Raw genomic sequence first — 23,220 nt, 5'->3', positions numbered from 1 at the left:
ACATAAATGTTTTAGTTAATAGTAAAAATTGCCGGAAATATTCTAATTTAATTAGTACGCCAATCCTTACGTTTTATTTATTTGCTTTCAAATAAATTAATAGAAAACTAACCAATCGTTATAATGCAAATAATCTGCTAGCAAATAATAAATTATAATCCTCTTATAAAAGGATAAAGATCAATGCCTAGGCACTAACTGTGTGCAAGGCTTTTAGTTTTGATGTTCGGTCGTATGAACCTCTTGACCTGAATCCTTACCTCCTGAGTAGGCTTTTTTCTATCTCCCAAAAAAATGAGCGAACCGGGAGTCATAATTAAACAGATACAGAATCTACTTTCAATGGAAGTCTAACTACAAAACTTGTTCCTTTACCTAGTGTACTATCTAGGTGTATTGTACCTTTGTGCATATCTACACATCGCTTAACAATTGCTAGCCCTAATCCTGAACCTGGAATTGTGCCAACATTGCTAGCACGTTGAAAAGGTTCAAATAGTTTAGCTTGAGATTCTGCTGGAATCCCTATTCCTTGGTCTGTTACTTGAAAACACACACTATTCTCTTCGCAAGTTAGCGATAACGAGACTGTACTACCTTTTGAAGAGTACTTTACTGCGTTGGAAAGTAAGTTATTTAGTAAATGCCATAGTAACTGTTCATCTAAATAGACAATACAACTTTCGGCATCTGCAAAAAAGCTAACTTTATACTTATCTTTAAGTGTCAACCGTAAAGATTCGGCTATTTCTGCACAGAAAGTTACCACATCTATTGGTATGGGGTTAAATACAAAACTGTTAGATTCGGATCTGCCTAGTGTGAGTATATTCTCTAAAAGATTTGTTAAGCTATGCGTGGCAGAATCAATGCCGTTGATATGATTTTGTTTTCTTTGCTCTGACATCCGATCGCCATAGGCTTTCAACATTTCAGTACTAAGCTGAATTGTGGTCAAACGATTACGAAATTCATGTGCTGCCATGTAAAAGTGCTGAGATTTTATCTGGCTTTTGGACTCAGCAATTTGCTGATTAGTTTTGGCAGCAACCAACGCTTTCTTAACTCCAATCTCTGCTTGGTGTCGGGAAAGAGCAATCTCAATTGTGGTAGCTAGTATTCTTTCATCAAATGGTTTTAAAATATAACCAAAAGGTTGGGAAATCTTAGCTCGCTCTAGTGTCGCTCGATCAGCATTAGCAGTTAAGTAAACTACAGGCAAATTCAAGCGAGACTGGATTTCCAAAGAGGCTTCTATTCCATCCATTTCGCCCTTTAGCCTGATGTCCATTAGTACTAAGTCAGGCTGCAAATTTTCTGCTATTAAAATAGCTTCTTCTCCTGATGCAACTAGAGCAGAGACATTATACCCCAAGTATTCTAGAGTTTCTCTCAGGTCGTCAGCAACTAACTGCTCATCTTCAACTATTAAAATTTTGATAGGATTCATAATTAATTTTATGGTTGAGTATCTTCATGATTTATTTGGATTTATTTCCTGCAATCTTTCGCTTAAAGTAGAAATTTCTTTGAGATTTTTTAGGATTTCATCTTTATCCATTAATTCATAGTTATCTATCAGCTTCTTGGAAATAGACATAATTTTCTGAAGAGAATTACACAACTCATTGCTAGTTGATTGAGTAATGTAGTTGTAATATTGGTTTATTTTTCTTTGAGTTTGTCTATTAATTATTTCTTGCTTTTCAAATCTCGCTGTTATTGCTCCCAGTAAATCTGCTCTTGTAAATGGCTTAATCAGATAATCATCTGCACCTAATTCTATGCCTTGGCGAATATCACTCTGAGAAGCTTTAGCGGTCACAAATATGAAAGGAATTGCTTCAGTTTCTGGATTTTCACGAGACCAGCTAACAACTTCATATCCATCTAGCTTAGGCATTGTAATGTCGCAGATAATCAAATCTGGAATTTCTGCTTGTATTAATTCAATGCCAACTTGTCCGTTCTCTGCATCCATAACATAGAAATTTTCGGCAATCAGCATTTCTACAATAACGCGACGGACATCTTCTTGGTCTTCAATTACTAAGATTTTTGTCATTAATTGAGATGTATTAGCTGTTCTAAAATTTTGACTTGGGACAAAAAATAAAAAATAGTTGTTTACAAATAATATGACTTTGTTAGGGAATTATTGAAACCCTGATTATTTACTAGGTTAGGTAGAAAGAAGTTAAATCCGAACCTAACATTTTTCAAATAAACGGTTTTTTATTGGCAGTCCAATTGTTAAATTATATTTTGCCAACTTTTACCAAAAAAGTCATAATATTCACGAAAACAAATGATTAATCTTGTTTATATTTTTCACCCTCTTCTATTAAATACCCTGATTTTTGTAGTAAAATGCTTACAGATTGTTACAATCCTTGAATCTTGGCTCTCGTAGCTACTTGCTCAAGTGCCATGAGGTAAGCTTTACTACTAGCTTTTCCAAGATTCTTGCATTATAGTATACTTCCATTTTGTTTGGGTGGGGAAAATCGCTTGAAATATTTGTAGTTTATAGTATTAACCCAAGTTGCGGGTTATCAAAATCCGGGTGCTTCTGATCCAGAAATTAGTGCGATCACCAATGACAAATTGCTGGTTGCGCGTAGCGCAACCACGATTTTGACTAATCATTACAAGCAGTGTAATCAAGCGGTTTCAGGTATTAATAATTGCTTACTATAGAAATGGTAGTTCTTTTCTCACCTTCTACCAAAAGGGGGACTGTATTCAATCAGACACCCCTTTTCATGATTATCATTATTGTATTATTCTTTAGAGCAAGTATACTACATAATTGTTAAAGGTCGCGGATGCTTTGAGGCTGACAAGATAATATTTTTAATCTCTAATTCCATTTTATTTGCGTTCTCTCATATCGCTTTTAGTCTAAACTCCAGTTGGAAATTCTGTCTCTCCAGATAAGTTTATCGAACTAAACTTTTCAAAAATTAAACTATATTTCTATATTTTTATTGACAAAGCGCAACACCATACACTACTATAAATAATTCAGTTGTCGCTAATTGAAAAAATAAATACAATTGATGTCAATTAATTATTGAATTGAATAAATTTCTGATATCAGCATGGCTAAACGATCTCTGCAAGCTTCAAATGAAGGTATTAGAAAAGCCAAACAGGCTTTTAATCATAAAGGTTGGACACAAGAATATCTTGCAAGGCAAGTTGGTTTAGACAGTCGCCAGCCAATTTGGAAGTTTTTTACTGGCAAACCTGTTGCCCGTAAAATATTCCATGAAATTTGCTTGACTCTAGCACTAGAACCAGAAGATATTGTTCAAAGACTGGAATTTGAACCAGATGAAGACTTAGCATCTCAGCAGATACTAAAAAGTAAAAATTCTACTATCATTGACCCTTTAGTAATTAAAGTGCGTGCTGCTCACTCAGAAAAAATTCAACACCAATGTGGTACGATCCGGTTGCTAGATGTTGCTCGCACTGTAGAATTAGATGAATTATTTGTTGATGTCAATGTCGTAGAAGAAATTAACAGTCAAAGATGGCTAGATATTTCAGATTTACAAAAATTTGATAATAAGGCTTTAGATAAATTTGACTCCGAGGAAGTTACTACTAAGAGAATTACAGGTTTACAAGCTATTGACAAATCTTCTAAGCTTATCTTACTTGGAAAGCCAGGAGCCGGAAAAACTACTTTTTTACAATCAATTGCTATCCTTTGTAATCAAGGTAAATTTCAGACTCAAAGGGTTCCCATTTTTATTAGTCTGAAAGATTTTGCTGAAAACATGGATTATGATGATAAAAATTATTTATTAAGCTATTTAATTCAAGAATTTAGTATTTGTAAAATAACTCAACAAGAATTAGAATATCTACTTCATGAAGGTAAAGCTTTAATTTTGCTAGATGGTTTGGATGAAGTTGCCGATAAAAATAGTGATAGAATTAATAAAGTAATTAGCAATTTTTTAGATATTTTTTATAAAAATATAGTAATTATTAGTTGTCGGATTGCATTTAGACATCAGAAATTCAAAGGGTTTGCTGAAGTAGAAATTGCTGAGTTTACAAAATTACAAATTTCAACTTTTGCTAAGAAATGGTTTGCAGCGTTTGCTAAAAATAATCTCCGATTAAGAAAAACATTAGCCTCTAAATTTATTGATACAATAACGCTTCCCGAAAATCGGCTGGTTCAAAACCTAGCATCTACACCTCTTTTACTAAATCTCACTTGTTTAGTTTTTCAATATTTAGGCGATTTTCCTACTAAGCGTTCCGAAATTTATCAACAAGGATTAGAGTTATTACTAGTACGTTGGGATGAAGCAAGAGGTATAAAAAGAGATGAAATTTACCGAAATTTAACTTTAACTCAGAAAATTAAATTGCTTAGTTATATAGCTGCTATTTCTTTTGAAACAGGTGATTACTTTTTTGAAGAAAGCAAAATTTGTCAATTAATAGCTGACTATCTTTATTTGTTACCCAATGCACCGACTGATATAGAAGATTTACAAGTAAATAGTAAAGCTGTACTTCAAGCAATAGAGTTACAGCATGGATTATTAGTGGAACAAGCTAGAGGGATTTATTCTTTTTCCCATTTAACATTTCACGAATACTTCACTGCGAGGAACTTTGTTGCTAATGGCGATCAAAAAAAATTAGAACAAGTTGCCAATCATTTGTTTGATAAGCGCTGGCGTGAAGTTATTTTGCTTACATCTGAAATGCTCAGATCGTTTGATAATTTATTCCAGTTAATGAAGCAACAAATTGATAAACTAGCTGTTAGCGATGAAACATTAAAGAGTTTTCTCACTTGGGTAATGCAAAAGTCTTCAACAGTTACCTCAGATTGTCATCCATCTGCTATCCGTGCTTTTTACTTTACCCTCGTCCTACCTCCCCATTATTTTTTATCGCGCAACCAAACTCTAGCTATATCTTTAGATAACCATCTTGCTGGAAAATTAGCTGATGATTTAGCTTTAGATTTAGCTTTAATCCATATCATTGCTGTTAGCCTAGCTTTGACTCCAGAGATTTTTTGTAAGCGGATCTCTGCTATGAAATTAGCTCTTGATATTGATTATTTATTACAAAATCATTCATCTTTATATGAATCTCTGCATAGCCTCAAAAATGAATTGCCTAGTTCACAACAAGATAGAGAGATATTAAAAGCATGGTGGCAATCTAACGGGCAATCATGGACTACACGATTAAACGAAGCGATCATAATTAACCGACAGATAGGTTATAATTGGCAATTTAGTAATGAACAGTTGCAGTTAATTCAGCAATACTGGGAGGCAAACAGTTTACTAGTATATTGCTTCAGCACTGCTAGTAATGTTACTCCCAACTTACGAGAGATGATTGAGGAAACTTTGATTTTACTGCCAGATAAGCTGATACGCAGCTAAATTCAGTAGACCGAAAACTTCTGCGATCGCTAAAAAATAGTAGTGTATGATACCGTTTTTTTGGAAATGTACAAAAGGTGATTGTGAGATGTGAATAATAAGATTTGCTTATAAATAAGCCCCGAAAATCAACCAAAATCAGCCAGATGGTAAACAAACTTCGCAGGCTACCCCATAGTTACGGTCTACGGCTTGACCTAGAAATTCAAGCATCTGTTTGAGGGTAAATGGTATTGAGCCGAGATACAAGTAAAAACCTGCAAGATGGTCTGGAAACTATTGCTATATAATGGTTTCAGTTATTTTTACGTATAATTGACAGAGAAGCGCAAATCTTGGGTATGTATCGCTACAAAAACTAGAGTATTTATTAATTTTATTTACAGATTTTACAGCAAGGACTTTGAGTCTCTTCCTCCCTTGATTTTGATTATCATTATCAAAAATGAGGAGAAAATCCAATTTTGTAGGCGATCGCCAATCTTAAATAGAAAAGTTTCACGAAAAATCAGTTATTGGCGTAGATATAGCGAAGCTGTCACCAGGGGCAAGATGCGCTACCCTAAGTCTGGAAGCCAAGGATAAATCACATGAGAAAATGGATTTGGCTGATGCTGTTGGTGCTGATGGCAGTTGCCGTGGTGGGTAGCAGAAGTAGTACATTTTTTGAACAGCGTCCGTCACCAGCAATTGTTGAGCGCATTCCAGTGGAAAGACCCCAACCACAGCCAGAGTCAAAGGTAGTTGATAGTGCGCCGCAAGTGTCTACTAATAAGCTATTAACTCATATCCGAAAGTTGAATTTTCAACGCTACACAACAACAGAGCGATCGCTTACTCGCACTTATATCACAACTGAACTCACAAAATTAGGCTGGAAGCCCAAATTGGAAAAGTTCTCTGAGGGTGTAAATATTTTTGCCGAACGTGTAGGAACGAGCATTGCCGCTAAAGCAATTCTCGTGGGAGCGCATTACGACACTGTTGCTTTATCCCCTGGTGCTGATGATAATGCTAGTGGTGTAGCTGTGGTGCTGGAAATAGCGCGGTTGCTTGGTTCCCGTCCCACGCCACGGACGTTACAGCTAGCTTTTTTTGACAAAGAAGAAGCAGGACTTTTGGGTAGTCAGGCTTTCGTTAGCAAGACAGCACGCTTACAAAACTTGAGCGGAGCGATCGTCATGGATATGGTAGGTTATGCATGTCACACTACTGGGTGTCAAAAATACCCTGCTGGATTGCCTGTTAACCCAATTAGCGACAAGGGCGACTTTTTGGCAGTAGTCGGTGATACAGAACATTTGCCTTTGCTGAGTGCTTTTGAAAACTCACAGATGCTCCCCTCAACTGCTCTGAATAAACAAAAATCAATGCCATCAGTCCTAACACTACCAATTCCTTTTAAAGGTTTACTGACACCAGACACCCTACGCAGCGACCATGCACCATTTTGGTATCAAGGTGTGGGTGCTGTGCTGGTGACAGATACCGCAAATTTACGTACTCCGCACTATCATCAACCTAGTGATGTTCCAGCGACTATCGAGCGATCGTTTTTCACGGGAGCAGCACAGATTGTGGTTAATGCTACTACTGCCTTGTTAGAGAAAAACGAAGTTTTGGAAACTCAAACACCAAGCTGACTGAATAATTCGTAATTCGTAATTAAATAAGAAATGACTAATTCCGTGTAGCGGTACTAGTTTTTGCTTCAGTGAATCCCCAAAAATTTATTCCTGCTGTCCAGATGCTTCTTCTATTTGTTCTAAAACTTTGTCTCCCCACTTTTTCATTGCTTTTTCAATTTCAATTTGTTTTCTTTCTTTTACTAACCCTATTAATCTCCCTGAATCTATATCTACTAGTACGACAATAAATTTTCCTTGGACTTTGAGCAAACTAATTTCATCTATTCCACTTCGTTTCGCAGACCGCTATTCATCCCCAAGCCTATTGCATGGGGTTTTCCGCGAGTTCAAATAAAAAGCGCTCCCCTTTTGGAGAGCGCTTTTTAGCGTGAATTACTCAGCCTGTACAGATTTATTAGGAAAGTGCAAAATTTTAAATCTTTTATAGTGTGTTATACACCACCGCAGATTTTTGGTGCGCTAGGAAAAATATTATAACGCACCCTACAAAACTTGCTCTTTATTAAATCCACATTTCTTAGTTAACCGTTAAGGGCTTCTTCTTGATGGGTTTCGATAACGCAATCAGAAGTGGGGCGGGCTACACAGGTAAGAACCCATCCTGCGTCGATTTGATCGTTGTCTAAGAAGTTCTGATCTGATTGGTCAACTGTACCTGAAATTAGCTTCCCGGTACAGGTAGAGCAAGAACCAGCGTTACAGGAATAGGGCAAGTCAAGATCATTTTCCTCGTTAGCGATCTCTAGGATGTACTCATCATCAGGGACTTCAATTACGTGTTCACCTGCGTTTTCACCTTCTGGGATACGTAATGTAACCTTGTAAGTTGCCATGTAAAAATTCCTAGCTCAATATAAACTCCATTTTTGATACTACGGGTTTATGTGCAGCTAGTCTAGAGTTTATTGTGGTTGATTTATTTACATCCTTAATAAGCGCTTAGTGTAAACTGGAAGTTAGAGTAAAAAATTCTGCGTAGGCGTAGCCCGTCGTAGACATCGCTTCAGCAAATCCCTCAAATGAACTATAATCTTTAGCCACGATGCAGACATTCACACCCAACTTTCGCGCATTAGCAGTTGTATAAGGGCCAAAACATGCAATTATACTGCGCTCATAATCGCTTTGCGAGTTGACCATTGTTAAAAAGCTTTCTACTTCTGCGGTGCTACTAAAGGCAATTACATCGATTAAGTAGTCGGACAAAAATATTTACAGTCATTGCGAGCGTTCGCGTTAGCGTCTCGAAGAGAAGCGAAGCAATCGCAAGGGCTGGGATTGCTTCATTCCGCTTCGCTCCATTCGCAATGACATTGTGTAATTAATTCTGTCTGACTACTTATTCCTTGACGAATCAGATTTAATTCAATAGTTAAAGTGTGGTGCTGACCGATATCCCGCCTGGGAATAAATTCCCAGGCTAATAGCTCAAGTCCACTCAAGTGGACTGAGATTTTTCCTTTCAGGAAGCAATACGCTTGGGTTAAGAATTTGACTTTTGACTTCCCCAAAGGGGCACTAGCTATTTTTCTAGGATGAATTCTCCCCATTTTTCCGATGTCATCTGGGTTGATAAAACGGGACGATATGAACATCTAATAACGTTGGCACAAAAATCTTATGTCTTCATTACTGGCTTTATCCAACAGTTTAGCTGATACCGTAGAACAAGCTGGAAGTGCTGTGGTTGCAGTTAATGCAGGTACTCGTGTTTCCCCAAGTGGCATTCACTGGCGTAATGGCATCATTGTTACCTCTGATGAGTCACTACAGCGCTATGACGACATCACTATCACTTTATCAAATGGTAGTACTGCACCAGTAACACTCATCGGTCATGACTCAAGCACTGATATTGCTGTTTTTAAACTAGAAAATCTAGAAATTCCTCTGGCAAAAGTTGGCGATGCCAAAACGCTCAAAGTTGGTCATCTCGTGTTAGGACTGGCAAGAGGTAGCGAAGGTGATTTAAGGGCGGCGATGGGTGCGGTGAGTGTGGTTAGCGGTGCTTGGCGCAGTATGAGTGGCGGGAATATTGACCAATTCATCCGCCCAGACATCACCCTTTACTCTGGTTTTGCGGGTGGGCCGCTCGTAGATGCTGCTGGTTTTGTGGTAGGCATGAATACATCGGGGCGGCGTGGTACTGCTTTGACTATTCCCACTGCTACAGTCGATCGCGTGGTTGATCAATTAGTGGCAAAAGGACGCATTTCAAAAGGCTACTTGGGTGTGGGAATGCAACCTGTACGTTTACCAAATAACCTGAAAACTGCTCTCAATTTAACTTCTGCAACTGGGGTAATTGTCGTTAATGTTGAGTCTTCCGGGCCTGCTGATAATGCAGGTGTGTTGCTTGGCGATGTTTTGGTAAGGTTCGATGGCGTAACTGTGGGCGATACAGGTGATGTGCTGGCGCTGCTTAATAGTAGCGATCGCATTGGTAAAACTATCAAAGTGCAACTTGTCCGGGGTGGGGTGTTAGTTGAGTTAGCGATCGCAGTTGGCGAACGACCTTTATAATTCGTAATTCGTAATTCGTAATTCGTAATTTGGAACTCGGACGTTGAGCCTTTGAACTCGGAACTTCCACCTTTTTGCTCGGATGTTGAGCCTCTGAACTCGGAACTTCCACCTTTTTACTCGAAGGTTGAGCCTCTGAACTCGGAACTTCCACCTTTTTACTCGAAGGTTGAGCCTCTGAACTCGGAACTTCCACCTTTTTACTCGAAGGTTGAGCCTCTGAACTCGGAACTTCCACCTTTTTACTCAAACGTTGAGCCTCTGAACTCGGAACTTCCACCTTTTTACTCGAAGGTTGAGCCTTTGAACTCGGAACTTCGACTAAAAACTATTGTCAGCCAATAGATTCTACTTTGACATGGGGAAAAATTGTACAACATGGCAAACACAACATTAACTAACATCGCTGCTGAATTAACAGAGGTAGCTGCTAAACTACGCGATCGCACTGTCAAAGTAAAAAGCGGCTCTCTAGGAGTGGGTTCTGGTGTAATTTGGCAATCTGACGGACTAATTATTACTAATGCCCATGTCGCAACCAGCAACCGCGCAACTGTGGAATTGGCAGATGGAAGGGTATTTGATGCGGTGCGGACACAATTTGATCCACAGCAAGATTTAGCAGCCCTAAAAATTGTCGCCACTAATTTAACTGCTGCAACGATTGGTAATTCTGAGGCGCTACGAGTGGGTGAATTAGTTTTAGCGGTGGGTAATCCCTTTGCTGACAGTGGTGCTGTGACAACTGGAATTATTTATGCAAATAATCCACGGGCTGTTATGGCTGATTTGCAGCTATATCCTGGAAATTCTGGGGGGCCGCTTGCCGATTGTCAAGGCCGAGTCGTGGGAATTAATACGATGATTGTTAATGGATTAGCTGTGGCAGTTAAGAGCAACACCGTTGAGCGTTTTTTACAGGGAAATAGTCGTCCGCAACTGGGAATTACACTGCAACCTGTGCTTTTAAGTAGGCGTAGCTTGGGTTTATTAGTGTTGTCAATTCTACCTAATAGTGCAGCAGAAATTGCTGGTGTACAAATCGGCGATGTTTTAATTGGAGTTTCGGGGCAATTATTTACTAGCATGAATGATTTAACTAAATATCTCCATGACAGTAAAGATTCTGTGCCGCTACAACTCCTACGCAATGGGAAGCAATTCGTAATTTATGTTGAGGTGCAGTCTGGTAGAACTGCTGTGGAGGCGACATGATCCGAGTGATGGTAGTTGCCACTTCCCCTGTAGTACGGGCAGGGTTATCAGCTGTGGTAACTACCAATCCTCGGTTGAAGGTTGTGGGTAGTGCATCCGATTTGGATGTATTGGCTAGGGAAGTTGGGCAATTGCAACCAGATGTGGTACTGGTAGATTTGAGTGGCAATCTTCAACAATCGGTGTGGGAAAAATTGCTGGTTATTCAAGAACAGCAATATCCATTAGGAATGATCGTCATTGTTGAGGAACTTGACAGCATTGATTTAGAGACGGGGTTACGTTCTGGTATCCGGGGGATATTGCCCAGTACTAGCACAGAGTCAGAAATTGTTGCGGCTGTAGAGGCGATCGCTTCTGGTTTGGTGGTGCTGCACCCGGATGCTATAGAATTATTATCTATCCGGGAAAAAGTGGTAGCAAATCCCGTACAAACCTTGACACCACGAGAGATAGAGGTTTTAGGTATGCTTGGTTCTGGGTTGGGGAATAAAGCGATCGCTAAAGGCTTGCACATTTCTGAGCATACCGTCAAATTTCATCTCTCATCCATTTTTCAAAAGCTCAGTGTCTCCAGCCGCACCGAGGCTGTTGCTGTGGGCGTGCGACTGGGTTTGATTATGCTGTAAAAAAAGACCTAACCCCCAGCCCCTCAATACGGTTCGGTTAAGGCAAGAGACGCGATGAATCGCCGTCTTTACAATAATCAGTCCTTTGTAGAGACGGCGATTTATCGCGTCTTTTAGGAGAGAGGAATGGAAGTGAGGTCAAAAATTGAGTTGCACATCGGGTGAGGTCTATTCAATATCAAATGATGACATACAGCCTGCAATGAGGTGATGGTATATGTATCACATTTGATTCATCACTTATATGAACATTTTAATGATCTCTTCCACCTTTCCCTACCCACCAACACGCGGGGGAACCCAAGTCAGGACATTTAATTTACTTAAATACCTCAGTCAACGCCATAAAATTACCCTAGTAACTCAACGCGAGGGCGATGTTACAGACGCAGAAGTAGCAGGATTACGCGATTGTGTAGATCATCTAGCCATTTTTGAACGCCCGCCAGATTCTCAAACTACTGGAATATTGAAGAAAATACAGCGATTTGGCAGCTTTTTGCAACAGGGAACACCACCAAGCGTACTTAACCGCTACTCAGTTGAGATGCAAACATGGGTTGATAACTGGGTGGAAGCGGGGAAATGCGATGTAATTACCTGCGAACATAGCGTCAATGAAATTTATGTGCGATGTCTACGACGGGCTACGCCTACGCATTTTCCCAAACAACTAAAAACTATAGTTAATATTCATAGTTCAGTTTACGCTACCTGTCGCAACCAACTAGCAACAGGAATTTCAGAAAATTCGCTCAGAGACAGAATTAATCTGCCACTTTTGCGGCGTTATGAGCAAAACTACTGTGCTAAATTTTCGGCAATCGTTGCGACAACAGAAGAAGATAAAATTCAACTACAAGAGTTTAACCCCAATAGTGAAATTACAGTTATCCCTAATGGCGTAGATTTAGTTTCTTTCCCCAACCGTACCAACGATCCAGGTGGACACCGTTTAATTTTTATCGGTGCAATGGATAATTTAGCAAACATTGATGCTGTCTGCTTTTTCAGCAACGAAGTTTTGCCAGAAATCCAAAAATTGTATCCTAATACAACTTTCGATATTGTCGGTTCTCATCCGGTGGCAGAAGTTTTAGCACTTGCTCAAAAACCAGGAATTAATGTAATTGGGCGTGTGCCTTCAATGGTAAAATATTTACATCAATCTACCATCTGCGTTGTACCCATGCGGACTGGGTTTGGTATTAAAAATAAAACTTTAGAGGCAATGGCAGCTGGTGTACCGATAGTAGCTAGCGATCGCGGTTTAGAAGGATTAGCCGTAGATGTTGCTAGTCATCCATTACGGGCATTACGAGCAAATAAACCGATAGAGTACATCACCGCTATTAATCAACTATTTGAGCAGCCACATCTGCGTTCAGAATTGTCTCACAACGGCAGACAACTGGTAGAAACAGAATTCACTTGGGATATTGCTGGTAAAAGTTATGAACAAGTGTGTCTGAAAAGAGATTAATACTAATTCGTAATTAGCACACACATAAAAATGCTTGATTTAATAGAAACCCACCACTAGCTTCTAGATAAATTCTAATTGTTCTTTCTTGCCAGTGTGGAACAGATGTCTGTAGAGACGTTGCAATCCAATGTCTCTACATCGGCCGTACAAATTATCTTATCTAAATCGAATTGGTTCAGGGTTAGCTTGTAAAGAAACACATCAATTATTGTCAAATTTAGTTGAAGCACCTAACACAAGTAATTTCTTCTGCTTACGTTTATTTTTATTTTTGAGAGTTGTCAAATAATTATCAACGTAGCGGAAAGCCGCTGCACCATCGTAATCAGCAATGGCTATAGCTTGTAAGAAAACCTTTGAAGGAATTTCAAACCCTAAAAATTTTTCTGTTAAAATTAACAAATCTTTATCTGTGGCAGGAAAAGTAATTTCTTCTGTCTCTTCTGGATCGGAAAATATATCTTCAATTAATGCTTTATACACTTTGTACCTCCCCAAAAGCATAAGACGCAAAGCCTGTGATAAAGTTTAGCTGCTGATCGCGAGTTTGTAAGTTAAGTGGGAGTTCAGTCCCAGGACATCCAATCTCTCGCAAAATCTCCAAACAATAAACACCGAGTTGAGTGTATGGAGCAAGCTCCAATTCATGAGCTACTTCTAGAGCCATCTCCAGATTGACTTGGATAACCGTCTTTACAGGGTTGGTCATAAACACGCCCTAATAAACTGGATGCTCTAAGTTTTGATCACAAGTTCAAATAGCGTAACGGTGTTTTTGCGGATTTTATGAAGAGGCGAAAATAAAGTATCAGCGCATTTGCGGTAATGTATCCAAAATTATCCAAATCAGTATGATACCAACTTGAAAAATCATTGCGACAGATAGACAGAGAAAACCCCGATGCACCAAGCGGTTTTCAATCCAAAATCCAAGATAGTATGAAATGCGATCGCACTAGAAGACGTTGGCGTAACCATTTGGGTGTCTTGCTACGCGCAGCATGTCGTAAATCAGACAAAAATAGGACTTACTCACTGTACAAATGCATCGTGATGTGCATTAACTAGTTCCGTGGGTTTAAGTCCCCCGGTTCTACAACCGATAAGTTTTGTGTTGGGGTAAAATCCCCATTACAAAACTTAATTACGAATTACGAATTACGAATTATTTTAACGATGCTCCCGGAAGTTTTCAGGCTTTTCTTAATTATCCTGCGATCATAAATAGACCATGTTGTAGGGAATAAAGGGTGATTAGCAAAAGGCTGAAATGACCTATTGGCTTTGATGCACAGAATATTCTTTTTGTAAAGAATATAAAACATAATGTTATTACTTCTCAATATTTACGACACAATAATACATTTTTGAGAAACCTGAATCTTGATGCATCTTTTGTTTATCAGATATATAAAACAACATTAATTATATTTTAGATGACTTCATCATAAATTTATAATTACAGTACTTGTATTATGCCAGTATTACAACGATCAAATGTATTTGATCTGAAAAATTACAAAGGTATATATTATGTCCATTATTGTTGGAACTCCTAACAAGGTTTTTTTGTCGGGCACTGATAGTGATGCTCAGATTTTGGTTGGTGGAGGCAATGTCAATATCTCCCTTGGTTTGAAAAATGTCGTAATCGATATTGGAGATGGCAATGACAAGTTGGCTCTTAATAAGGTAGATACTCCGTCTACTATTGTTGGAACTTGTAACGATGATTTTTTGTCGGGTACTAATGGTAACGATCAGATTTCTGGTCGTGGAGGCAATGACAATATCTCCGGTGGTCTGGGAAATGATGTAATTAATGGTGGAAATGGCAAAGACCTGATTGATGGTGGTGCAGGCAATGACACGTTAATAGGTGGTGCAGGCGATGATACCTTCAAGGGGAGTCGGGGTAACGACAGCATCAATGGCGGAGATGGCTTTGATAAAGCAGACTACAGCAAACTAGGTAAAGCCATCACCCTCTCAGGTGTAGGGACAATTAAAAAAGCTGGTGGCTTGGGAACAGATATAGTCTTTAAAGTAGAAACAGTTATTGCTGATGCTAGCGTTGCCAATAACACCATAGATGCGTCTGAATCTTTGCCTGGAGTATATGCCACCGCCGACCTAGAAGCCCAAACTATCTATGCCAGTAACGTTCCTGGTTTGGGAAGATTAAAATTCAATGTAGTCAACTTTGACAATCTTATTGGTACAAATGAGGCTGACAGCATTAAGGGCGATAGTCAAAATAATCAATTAAAGGGTCTAGCTGGGGATGACTTAATTGATGGTAGAGGTGGCAATGATCTGATTGATGGTGGTGCAGGTAATGACACATTAATAGGTGGTGCAGGCGATGACACCTTCAAGGGGAGTTGGGGTAACGACAGCATCAATGGCGGAGATGGCTTTGATAAAGCAGACTACAGCAAACTAGGTAAAGCCATCACCCTCTCAGGTGTAGGATCAATTAAAAAAGCTGGAGGGTTTGGAACAGATATAGTCTTTAAAGTAGAAACAGTTATTGCTGACGCTGGTGTTTCCAATAACACCATAGATGCGTCTGAATCTTTACCTGGGGTATCTGCCACCGCTAACCTAGAAACCCAAACTATCTATGCCAGTAACGTTCCTGGTTTGGGAAGATTAAAATTCAATGTAGTCAACTTTGACAATCTTATTGGTACAAATGAGGCTGACAGCATTACTGGCGATAAGCAAAATAACCGATTAGTCGGTAATGCTGGCAATGACACTATCTCAGGTGGCTTGGGTAATGACACCATCATCGGTGGAAAAGGTAAGGATGTTCTCACCGGTGGACTTGGTGCAGATAAGTTTCTCTTCAACAGCCTCAAAGACGGTATTGACACCATCAAAGATTATAACTTTGGTCAGAGCGATCTAATCCAAGTTTCTAAAGTAGGGTTTGGTACTACTAAGAGTAGTGACTTTTCCTATGATAGTTCTACAGGTAACTTGTCTTTCTTAGGAAATCAATTTGCTTTCCTTGAAAATCTCTCAGCCAATTTGAGTATTGAGTTGGTATAAAATTATCAAAGTTTACAGATTCATGACAAGTTAAAGCTTTTTGATCGTTGAAACAGGAATCATGCGACTTTGAGTCGTGTGAGGTTCAAGATATTATTCTACAAAATTCAGGAGTAAACCTTGTGGCATTTACGAGCAATCAATTCTTCCAGTTATCTGTTAAATATTTACCAGCAATTACAGCCATAATAACGCTTCTCCCTTTACCAGTTAAAGCAGCTACATTTTTAGTAAATGAACGCGCTCTTTTAGGAGGTAATGATGAAGTTAATTGGGGAAGTTTAGGTAAAGTACTCAATCCGTCTGCACCTGACTTTTCTGTTTTTTTACCTAACTCTTTTTTAGCAACATCCCAAGGTGGCTTAGGCTTAGATGTAAATATAACTCCAGCTAAAAATCCTCAGATTACTCCACCATATATCTTTGAAACGTTACCTCCACCTGGCATTCGGACTAACTTCGCCCAAGGAGATTTTATTCTTTTCGGAGGTATAAACCCAACAGCTTTTCAACCTCGTGTTCCTGGCGCTCCCGATCCTCGGACTGAGGGGAATGGAGAACCTTTAAGCATTAGTTTTGCCCAACCTGTTTATGGCGCGGGTACTCAGATAGCTGTAGATATTAGTAATTTAGAAGTTGAAACTTTTATCAACGCTTTTGATAGCAGCAATAACTTGTTGGGTAGTTTTTCAGTTCTCAGTACTTCGTCGCTAGCATTAGATAACTCGGCAGTATTCTTGGGGGTTCGTAGTGACACTGCAAACATCTCACGAATCGTTTTTAGCAGTTCTGCTCCACAATACGCCTTGGCTATTAATCAGGTAAGTATTGTTGCAGCTCCTGAACCAACTTTGACTTTGGCTATATTAGCTTTTGGTGTTTCAGGTGTTGTTTTAAAACGACGCCAACGCCCTTGGTCAAATAATTGCTAATTTGTAATATAGCGGTTCCCACTCAGATGGGTTACAACATTACATCACGAGGTGTAGGGGCACGGCAGTGCCGTGCCCCTACGCGTGTACCTCACCAAAACGACAACCGCTATACTCGCAAAGAGCAAGAAACAAGCTACGTAATTCGTAATTGAAGAGGGTACAGCTGATTGGCTGGTCTGGAAAACAGCAAGATCCCCGTAGGGGTATGCAAACTCGCTTTTTCGTGTCGCTATAAGTGATGAGTTCTTAGCTCAAGACATTTCTGAATAATAAATTGCCAGGTCAATTAAAACACCCCTTTTCCCAGTAGGGACAATACAGTTCGGTTAAGGGTAAAGGATAAATTCAAACATCCACCCCTTTTCCCAGATGGCACTCTTAGGTTAAGAGTGGAATGGCACTAAGAAAAGCCCAAAGACTTATGTAGCACTCGTTCCCAGCCTCGAGGCTGGGAACGAATTCCGAATGGGCTGCTGCTTCTCGTCAAGAAAGAGGAGGCGGAGCCTCTGGGAATGGTTTCCCAGCCTCGAGGCTGGGAACCAGTTGGAGCAAGGGCTGTATCTTAACTTAGTGCCATTCGGTTAAGAGTGCTTATCTGAGGCGTATTGTCAAGAGATAATCCGAACTAATTTAATGGGTATATCAGATAATTTATTTTCCGGAAATCGCCTAACAGTGATTGTAGTTAACAATCACGTAGCTTATTTCTCGCTTGAGGCGAGTATTATTATCAATGGCAAATTATTTTGACGCTGTGGAAACGTCAAAATAATTCGTCATTCAATCAGATCGAGGTTTACGACATACTCAAACTTCTGTCAAATGTAAGCTCCACATAATTTTTATCTTTAGCAAGATTAAAGTCAATGTCATACAAAGAATTAGAAGACATCATAGACGCTAAGATACAAAAAGCTATACGCAAGCACGAGGTCATAGTTGCTTCTATTAGTAGTATTATTGGCTTGATTTTTATACTGGGTTTGTTCCATGCTATTTTGCTCAACCACACTCAAATTCAATCATTTTGCTTGAGATTATTACTGGTTGCATTCAATGGGTTTTTATTATCAAGCGTTCCCTAATGTTCTATGCAACCTCATAGATAATCGATATTACACATATTTTTATAAAAGGGAATTGCACTATGGAGACTAAAAATAGTAGCAGGGCTATATTCGTATTATTTTTGACTGTATTTATAGACTTGCTCGGCTTCGGAATTATCCTGCCGATACTGCCTTTGTATGCTGAACAATTTGGTGCAAAACCTAATGAAGCGACACTACTTGTAGCTATTTATTCTTTAATGCAGTTCTTATTTGCACCATTATGGGGCAAGTTTAGCGATCGCTACGGTCGCCGTCCGATTTTATTGCTTACTTTATTCGGTTCTGTAATTGCATACGCAGGGTTAGGTTTTGCCAATTCATTATGGATTTTGTTTATTGCTCGTAGTCTTGCCGGAATTATGGCAGGGAATATTGCGACTGCTCAAGCGTACATAGCAGATATTACCACGCCAGCTAATCGATCTCGTGGCATGGGCATAATCGGAGCAGCTTTTGGTCTTGGCTTTATTCTCGGCCCAGCTATTGGAGGTCTTCTGATCGGATCTGATCGAAACAACGCTAACTTTCATCTACCGTCGTTGTTCGCAGCCGGATTATCTTTATTAGCATTGCTTTGTGCTTTGATGTTACTTCCAGAATCTCTGAATTCTGAGACTAAAGCCAAAATCCAAGCTAATCGCTACCGTCAGCGACGGCTGAACTTGCTACAAGTGTCACAACGTCCACAGTTTTGCTTGCTTGCTGGCATCTACTTTTTTGTTACCTTTGCTGTTGCGTCTATGGACTCTACATTGGCTTTATGGTCAAAGCAGCAATTAAACTGGGGCCCTCAACAAACAAGTTATCTTTTTGCCTTCATGGGGATTGTCAGCACAATCATTCAAGGAGGACTAATCGGATTCCTTAAAAAATACTTCGGTGAAATAAAGTTACTGATCTTGGGGATATTAGGATTAGGTTTAGGATTACTGTTAATTGGATTCTCACAAAGCTTAATTTTATTGTTGGTTGCCACCACACTTGTAGCATGGGGAATTAGTGTTAGTCAACCAATATTAAACAGCCTAATTTCCCAAATTACAGCCCCAGAAGAACAAGGACAAATATTAGGTATTGCTAGTTCTTGCTCTGCGTTGGCACGCATCGTTGGCCCAACGTGGGCAGGGGTTAGTTTTATGAAATTTGGAATTTATGCTCCTTTTTTGAGTGGATCTTTAGTAATGTTGGTAGCTTTCACTCTTAGTTTGCGAGTAACGAAAAGCGCATCTGAACCAAACAGAGAACGTGTAGCCTCACAATCTTGATTTCAAAGCTTAATAATTTTTGGAAACAGCCTTGTATTAAATATTTTTAATTCCAAATCTAAAATCTAAAACAATACTGCGTAGGCTTTGAATATTCGTAGGTTGGGTTGAGGCAATGCGTTACCCAACAAACCCAGGAAAATGTTGGGTTTCGTTCCTCAACTCAACCTACACATTTCTATTTTTTATGCAAAACCTACGCAGTATTGAAATCTAAAATCTAAAATCTAAAATTACTATGACTGGTCGCCGAGTATTGTTTTTAGGCATTATTGTAAGCATCCTTCTCACCTACGCAATTTGGGTAGGTGGGAGCATTCCTGCAAGCATCATTAAACTTCCCGATCAAGGATTAAACTGGTATTACTGGAAGCTTCCCCAACCAACCTTTTGGAGTCGGGCGACGGCTTGGGGTATGTACATTGGGCATCAGTTTAGCATCTGGGGGTGTATCTTGTGGGCGCAGCGATCGCAGTTGAAATACAAATCAGCGTTGCACCCGATTAATTACCTCATGCTTGCTATTAATGGTGCATTCATCGCTTTACACTTTCTCCAAACTTATATTTGGTACGATGCTCTAGCTCAAGATACTTCAATTTGGGCTTCTCAAGGTGCAGTTGTTCTTCTACTGGTGTTCGTACTGATTTTGGAAACGCCTCGACGCGGTTTGTTTTTTGGCAATTCTGTTCCATTTCATCAACAGTTTTTGCAAATTATCAAGCTGTACCACGGCTACTTTTTCTCCTTCGCCGCTATCTACACCTTTTGGTATCATCCAATGGAGGCGACTTTGGGGCACTTAATTGGTTTTCTTTACATGTTCTTGCTTCTGCTGCAATCGTCGTTGATATTTAACCGCAGCCATGTAAATCGCTGGTGGACATTTACTTTAGAAATTACAGTGGTTTTACATAGTGTAGTTGTATCTTTGATGCTAGGGCAAAGCAAGTGGCCAACATTCCTCTTTGGTTTTCTTGGCATTTTAATACTTACTCAACTCCACGGTTTACCTGTAAGTATTTTGACTAAACGTACTATTTATGGAGCCTTTTTAGTGAGTGTACTGGCCGTTTATGGACTGACTGAACGCGGCTTGGGCAGAATTTATGAAGTAACCTATATTCCTCTGATTGAGTTTGGGCTGGTTGGCGTAATTTACTTAATCTTCTTGCTCATCTTATGGACAATTTCTCGTTTACCTATCAAGGCGTAAGTAATATGATTAGGACTAACGCACACTCTACGATTCTTGGCTTCTTGTCTAAGAGACCCTACACATTCGCGCAGCGTCCCGTAGGGAAGGAAAGGCGATTCGATAAATTAAGCTTTTTGGCAATTTTTGCGTAAGTCCTAATGATGTCCGGGCAATTAAGCATAATATCGCCAAGCCCACCCCGCCAAAACTGCGCTTTAGCTCATAATTCCTCTTTTCTCTGTGTTCTCTGCGCCTAATAAGGTTTATTGAAGGAGGCAGAAGACAGGGAGCTTTCTAGCAAGGGGGATAATAAATTCAAATTTGGACAAAGGGTACGAACCGACGCTCTAGTTTTGGTCAGCAGTATGAAGTTAGACAACTGCTAAATTATTCAAGCTGCCTTTGTAGCTACTAATCTCAATCACAGCATCCGTGAGGGCAGAGAATTCATTAGTGTTATCGTTGAGTACCAGAAAAGTCTGCTGATGATTGCCTGTACCGAGGGTAAAAGTTGCCGCACCTTTAGCTACAAAAGCAGTTGCAGTCAATATCTGTTGTATATCTGAGACATTTAGACTCGCAACAGTGCCAAGTTGAACTAAATTAGCCGCGCTAACTGCATATAGCCCATCAATTTTATCTTGAGAAATGTTCAAGTCAGTTATTTTATCAAAGCTAGACAGCAGCGAATCACTTAGACTACTGAACACAAATGTATCAGCGCTACAACCGCCTGTGAGGGTATCACGCCCAGCGCCACCATTGAGGATGTCATTACCACTACCACCAACTAGTTTGTCATTTCCGGCTAATCCAAAGAGTTTATCATTGCCATTTTTGCCGGAAATTTGATCATTACCAGCCCCACCACTGAGTTCATCTGCACCGTTACCACCTTTTAAAGTAATCTTTGGCACATTTACGTCTGTAGTGGTTTTGCTGATTAATTGACCATTGGTATCATACAGATAAGTGGCAACTGCATCAGTAATGCCATCACTGTTGTTGTCAATATCTGCGGAAATTAGTTTGCCATTGCGATCGTAGTTGAAAGTGGTAATCTCATCAGGGATGCCATCATTATTTTTGTCAGCTAGCTGTGCAGTCTGTTTGCCGTTAGCGTCGTAACTGTAAGCGGTGACTTCATCAAAGATGCCATCATCATTATTGTCAATTTTTTGTGATTTCAGGTTGCCGTTAAAATCGTAGCTGTAGATGCCAACTGCATCAATTACACCATCATTGTTGAAGTCATAGCTAGCGGATGCGCGTCCATAAGTATAGGAAGTATAGGTTTGGACAGGATCAAATCTGCCGTCGCCGTTGTTTTCAACTCTAAAGGATGTCAGGTTGCCCTTGGCATCATAAGTAGAGGTTTCGACATAATCAACTTTGCCGTCACCGTTGAAGTCACGGCTAAAGGATGTCCGGTTGCCCTTGGCATCATAAGTAGAGGTTTCGACAAAATCAACTTTGCCGTCGCCGTTGTCGTCACGGCTATTGGATGTCACCTTGCCCTTGGCATCATAAGTAGAGGTTTCGACAGAATCAACTTTGCCGTCGCCGTTGTCGTCACGGCTATTGGATGTCACCTTGCCCTTGGCATCATAAGTAGAGGTTTCGACAGAATCAACTTTGCCGTCGCCGTTGTTGTCATAGCTGGTGGATGTCCGGTTGCCCTTGGCATCATAAGTATAGGTTTGGACAGAATCAACTTTGCCGTCGCCGTTGTTGTCAAAGCTATTGGATATCAGGTTGCCCTTGGCATCATAAGTATAGGTGGTGACATAAATAGGTATGCCGTCGCCGTTGGCAAAGCTACTAAATGTCACCTTGCCCTTGGCATCATAAGTATAGGTTTGGACATACTCAGGTATGCCGTCGCCCTTCAAGTCAACGCTATCAGATGTCAGGTTGCCCTTGGCATCATAAGTATAGGTTTGGACATAATCAACTTTGCCGTCGCCGTTGCTATCAGAAGTATAGGATGTCACCTTGCCCTTGGCATTATAAATAAAAGTGTCGACAGAATCAACTTTGCCGTCGCCGTTGTTGTCAAGGCTATTGGATGTCTGGTTGCCCTTGGCATCATAAGTATAGGTTTGGACAGAATCAACTTTGCCGTCGTCGTTGTTGTCACTGCTGGTGGATGTCCGGTTGCCCTTGGCATCATAAGTAGAGGTTTCGACATAATCAACTTTGCCGTCGCCGTTGAAGTCACGGCTGGTGGATGTCTGGTTGCCCTTGGCATCATAAGTAGAGGTTTCGACAAAATCAACTTTGCCGTCGCCGGTGAAGTCTTGGCTAAAGGATGTCAGGTCATAGCGGTAGGTAATAACTGAGTCTATTATCCCATCACCGTTGTTGTCTGTCCTCTCAGATATCACTTTGCCATCGACATCGTAAGTGTAAGTTGTGGTTGAGGTCATAAATTGGTGTTCCTTATCTGTTTGATTCCAGTTGTTTTACTACCGCATTTATTATTTCATTTGTCAATGCGTAAGAGAGACGTAGCAGTGCTACGTCTCTCGTCAATAAGTAGTCCGACAAAAATATTTACAGTCAATTGCGAGCGATCGCAATGATATTGTGTAATCAATTCTGTCTGACTACTTATTTAGATGCGATCGCCCTATAGCAACACAGGGCTATTTCGTTCTAGACATAAATCGCCCACAACTAAAGTTCAGAGGCTTTTAGCTAAAGTCCG

At 39.9% G+C, this 23,220-nt stretch carries 19 protein-coding genes and 2 pseudogenes; 12 read left to right on the top strand and 9 right to left on the bottom strand.

What is annotated here, in order from left to right; genetic code table 11:
- Positions 1-316: 316 nt before the first annotated feature.
- Together D1367_RS09210 and D1367_RS09205 are read right to left on the bottom strand one after the other, a co-directional pair.
- On the bottom strand, positions 317-1,450 hold the full coding sequence (locus D1367_RS09210; RefSeq protein ID WP_118165965.1) for a hybrid sensor histidine kinase/response regulator: 1,134 nt from the start codon (positions 1,448-1,450) through the stop codon (positions 317-319).
- Between the two features lie 24 nt (positions 1,451-1,474).
- A complete protein-coding gene (locus D1367_RS09205) occupies positions 1,475-2,065 on the bottom strand; it encodes a response regulator (RefSeq protein ID WP_118165962.1) in 591 nt (196 codons plus the stop codon).
- Between the two features lie 1,039 nt (positions 2,066-3,104).
- On the opposite strand from D1367_RS09205, the gene D1367_RS09200 reads away from it, so the two are divergent.
- A complete protein-coding gene (locus D1367_RS09200; RefSeq protein WP_118165959.1) occupies positions 3,105-5,438 on the top strand; it encodes an NACHT domain-containing protein in 2,334 nt (777 codons plus the stop codon).
- 590 nt (positions 5,439-6,028) lie between these two features.
- Entirely contained in the window at positions 6,029-7,081 is a 1,053-nt protein-coding gene (locus tag D1367_RS09190; RefSeq protein ID WP_118165956.1) for a M28 family peptidase, read from the top strand.
- Positions 7,082-7,183: 102 nt separating this feature from the next.
- Here D1367_RS09190 and D1367_RS09185 read toward each other — a convergent pair.
- The 4 genes and pseudogenes from D1367_RS09185 to D1367_RS09170 form a co-directional block, all read right to left on the bottom strand.
- Positions 7,184-7,363 (bottom strand): annotated as a pseudogene (locus D1367_RS09185) (transposase); the annotation flags it as partial.
- A gap of 245 nt (positions 7,364-7,608) precedes the next feature.
- Positions 7,609-7,920 (bottom strand): ferredoxin, encoded by a 312-nt coding sequence (locus D1367_RS09180; protein ID WP_118165952.1) that lies wholly within the window; start codon positions 7,918-7,920, stop codon positions 7,609-7,611.
- A 106-nt stretch (positions 7,921-8,026) separates the two neighbouring features.
- A pseudogene (locus tag D1367_RS09175) lies at positions 8,027-8,278 on the bottom strand (uroporphyrinogen-III synthase); the annotation flags it as partial.
- A 92-nt stretch (positions 8,279-8,370) separates the two neighbouring features.
- The gene (locus D1367_RS09170; protein ID WP_147337347.1) at positions 8,371-8,682 is read right to left on the bottom strand and encodes a hypothetical protein; all 312 of its coding nucleotides are present in this window, start codon (positions 8,680-8,682) and stop codon (positions 8,371-8,373) included.
- Positions 8,683-8,707: 25 nt separating this feature from the next.
- On the opposite strand from D1367_RS09170, the gene D1367_RS09165 reads away from it, so the two are divergent.
- From D1367_RS09165 to D1367_RS09150, 5 genes are all read left to right on the top strand, one after another.
- Positions 8,708-9,610: a S1C family serine protease gene (locus D1367_RS09165; RefSeq protein WP_118165947.1), complete on the top strand. Its 903-nt coding sequence runs from the start codon at positions 8,708-8,710 to the stop codon at positions 9,608-9,610.
- Positions 9,611-9,661: 51 nt separating this feature from the next.
- Positions 9,662-9,955, top strand: coding sequence for a ribosomal eL19 family protein (locus D1367_RS31725; RefSeq protein WP_220451023.1), 294 nt, complete (start codon positions 9,662-9,664; stop codon positions 9,953-9,955).
- 33 nt (positions 9,956-9,988) lie between these two features.
- Complete coding sequence (locus tag D1367_RS09160) at positions 9,989-10,825, top strand: S1C family serine protease (RefSeq protein ID WP_118165944.1); 837 nt, start codon at positions 9,989-9,991, stop codon at positions 10,823-10,825.
- The gene (locus D1367_RS09155; RefSeq protein WP_118165941.1) at positions 10,822-11,454 is read left to right on the top strand and encodes a response regulator transcription factor; all 633 of its coding nucleotides are present in this window, start codon (positions 10,822-10,824) and stop codon (positions 11,452-11,454) included. The genes D1367_RS09160 and D1367_RS09155 overlap by 4 nt, the downstream gene beginning before the upstream one ends.
- A gap of 244 nt (positions 11,455-11,698) precedes the next feature.
- Positions 11,699-12,937 carry a glycosyltransferase family 4 protein gene (locus D1367_RS09150; RefSeq protein WP_118165933.1) on the top strand — a complete coding sequence of 413 codons (1,239 nt, stop codon included), beginning with the start codon at positions 11,699-11,701 and terminating at the stop codon, positions 12,935-12,937.
- A 204-nt stretch (positions 12,938-13,141) separates the two neighbouring features.
- Here D1367_RS09150 and D1367_RS09145 read toward each other — a convergent pair whose 3' ends face one another.
- Together D1367_RS09145 and D1367_RS09140 are read right to left on the bottom strand one after the other, a co-directional pair.
- Positions 13,142-13,423 carry a hypothetical protein gene (locus tag D1367_RS09145; protein ID WP_118165930.1) on the bottom strand — a complete coding sequence of 94 codons (282 nt, stop codon included), beginning with the start codon at positions 13,421-13,423 and terminating at the stop codon, positions 13,142-13,144.
- Positions 13,416-13,649 (bottom strand): hypothetical protein, encoded by a 234-nt coding sequence (locus D1367_RS09140; RefSeq protein WP_118165928.1) that lies wholly within the window; start codon positions 13,647-13,649, stop codon positions 13,416-13,418. The genes D1367_RS09145 and D1367_RS09140 overlap by 8 nt, the downstream gene beginning before the upstream one ends.
- 824 nt (positions 13,650-14,473) lie before the next feature.
- Between D1367_RS09140 and D1367_RS09135 the strand changes: the two genes are divergently transcribed.
- The 5 genes from D1367_RS09135 (at position 14,474) to D1367_RS09115 (ending at position 20,528) form a co-directional block, all read left to right on the top strand.
- On the top strand, positions 14,474-16,000 hold the full coding sequence (locus tag D1367_RS09135; RefSeq protein WP_118165925.1) for a calcium-binding protein: 1,527 nt from the start codon (positions 14,474-14,476) through the stop codon (positions 15,998-16,000).
- 122 nt (positions 16,001-16,122) lie between these two features.
- Positions 16,123-16,932: a hypothetical protein gene (locus tag D1367_RS09130; protein WP_118165923.1), complete on the top strand. Its 810-nt coding sequence runs from the start codon at positions 16,123-16,125 to the stop codon at positions 16,930-16,932.
- Positions 16,933-16,958: 26 nt separating this feature from the next.
- Positions 16,959-17,087 (top strand): hypothetical protein, encoded by a 129-nt coding sequence (locus D1367_RS32730; RefSeq protein WP_267255535.1) that lies wholly within the window; start codon positions 16,959-16,961, stop codon positions 17,085-17,087.
- Positions 17,088-18,082: 995 nt separating this feature from the next.
- On the top strand, positions 18,083-19,312 hold the full coding sequence (locus tag D1367_RS09120; RefSeq protein WP_118165918.1) for an MFS transporter: 1,230 nt from the start codon (positions 18,083-18,085) through the stop codon (positions 19,310-19,312).
- Positions 19,313-19,550: 238 nt separating this feature from the next.
- The gene (locus tag D1367_RS09115) at positions 19,551-20,528 is read left to right on the top strand and encodes a hypothetical protein (RefSeq protein WP_118165916.1); all 978 of its coding nucleotides are present in this window, start codon (positions 19,551-19,553) and stop codon (positions 20,526-20,528) included.
- A 353-nt stretch (positions 20,529-20,881) separates the two neighbouring features.
- On the opposite strand, the gene D1367_RS09110 is transcribed toward D1367_RS09115, so the two are convergent.
- On the bottom strand, positions 20,882-22,939 hold the full coding sequence (locus D1367_RS09110) for a bluetail domain-containing putative surface protein (RefSeq protein ID WP_118165914.1): 2,058 nt from the start codon (positions 22,937-22,939) through the stop codon (positions 20,882-20,884).
- Positions 22,940-23,220: the final 281 nt, after the last annotated feature.

The organism is Nostoc sphaeroides, from assembly GCF_003443655.1.
Taxonomy (GTDB): Bacteria; Cyanobacteriota; Cyanobacteriia; order Cyanobacteriales; family Nostocaceae; genus Nostoc; species Nostoc sphaeroides.
Note: the sequence above shows the minus strand (reverse complement) of the source record. Positions and strands in the feature narration are given on the sequence as shown.

What these genes read in the sequence shown, in the direction of transcription:
- D1367_RS09135 (WP_118165925.1), top strand. Translation starts at nt 14,474, where the DNA reads ATGTCCATTATTGTTGGAACTCCTAACAAGGTTTTTTTGTCGGGCACT.
- D1367_RS09160 (WP_118165944.1), top strand. Translation starts at nt 9,989, where the DNA reads ATGGCAAACACAACATTAACTAACATCGCTGCTGAATTAACAGAGGTA.
- D1367_RS09110 (WP_118165914.1), bottom strand. Translation starts at nt 22,939, where the DNA reads ATGACCTCAACCACAACTTACACTTACGATGTCGATGGCAAAGTGATA.
- D1367_RS09115 (WP_118165916.1), top strand. Translation starts at nt 19,551, where the DNA reads ATGACTGGTCGCCGAGTATTGTTTTTAGGCATTATTGTAAGCATCCTT.
- D1367_RS32730 (WP_267255535.1), top strand. Translation starts at nt 16,959, where the DNA reads ATGGGTTACAACATTACATCACGAGGTGTAGGGGCACGGCAGTGCCGT.
- D1367_RS09165 (WP_118165947.1), top strand. Translation starts at nt 8,708, where the DNA reads ATGTCTTCATTACTGGCTTTATCCAACAGTTTAGCTGATACCGTAGAA.
- D1367_RS09150 (WP_118165933.1), top strand. Translation starts at nt 11,699, where the DNA reads ATGAACATTTTAATGATCTCTTCCACCTTTCCCTACCCACCAACACGC.
- D1367_RS09170 (WP_147337347.1), bottom strand. Translation starts at nt 8,682, where the DNA reads ATGTTCATATCGTCCCGTTTTATCAACCCAGATGACATCGGAAAAATG.
- D1367_RS09120 (WP_118165918.1), top strand. Translation starts at nt 18,083, where the DNA reads ATGGAGACTAAAAATAGTAGCAGGGCTATATTCGTATTATTTTTGACT.
- D1367_RS09155 (WP_118165941.1), top strand. Translation starts at nt 10,822, where the DNA reads ATGATCCGAGTGATGGTAGTTGCCACTTCCCCTGTAGTACGGGCAGGG.
- D1367_RS09200 (WP_118165959.1), top strand. Translation starts at nt 3,105, where the DNA reads ATGGCTAAACGATCTCTGCAAGCTTCAAATGAAGGTATTAGAAAAGCC.
- D1367_RS09190 (WP_118165956.1), top strand. Translation starts at nt 6,029, where the DNA reads ATGAGAAAATGGATTTGGCTGATGCTGTTGGTGCTGATGGCAGTTGCC.
- D1367_RS09180 (WP_118165952.1), bottom strand. Translation starts at nt 7,920, where the DNA reads ATGGCAACTTACAAGGTTACATTACGTATCCCAGAAGGTGAAAACGCA.
- D1367_RS09210 (WP_118165965.1), bottom strand. Translation starts at nt 1,450, where the DNA reads ATGAATCCTATCAAAATTTTAATAGTTGAAGATGAGCAGTTAGTTGCT.
- D1367_RS09140 (WP_118165928.1), bottom strand. Translation starts at nt 13,649, where the DNA reads ATGACCAACCCTGTAAAGACGGTTATCCAAGTCAATCTGGAGATGGCT.
- D1367_RS09205 (WP_118165962.1), bottom strand. Translation starts at nt 2,065, where the DNA reads ATGACAAAAATCTTAGTAATTGAAGACCAAGAAGATGTCCGTCGCGTT.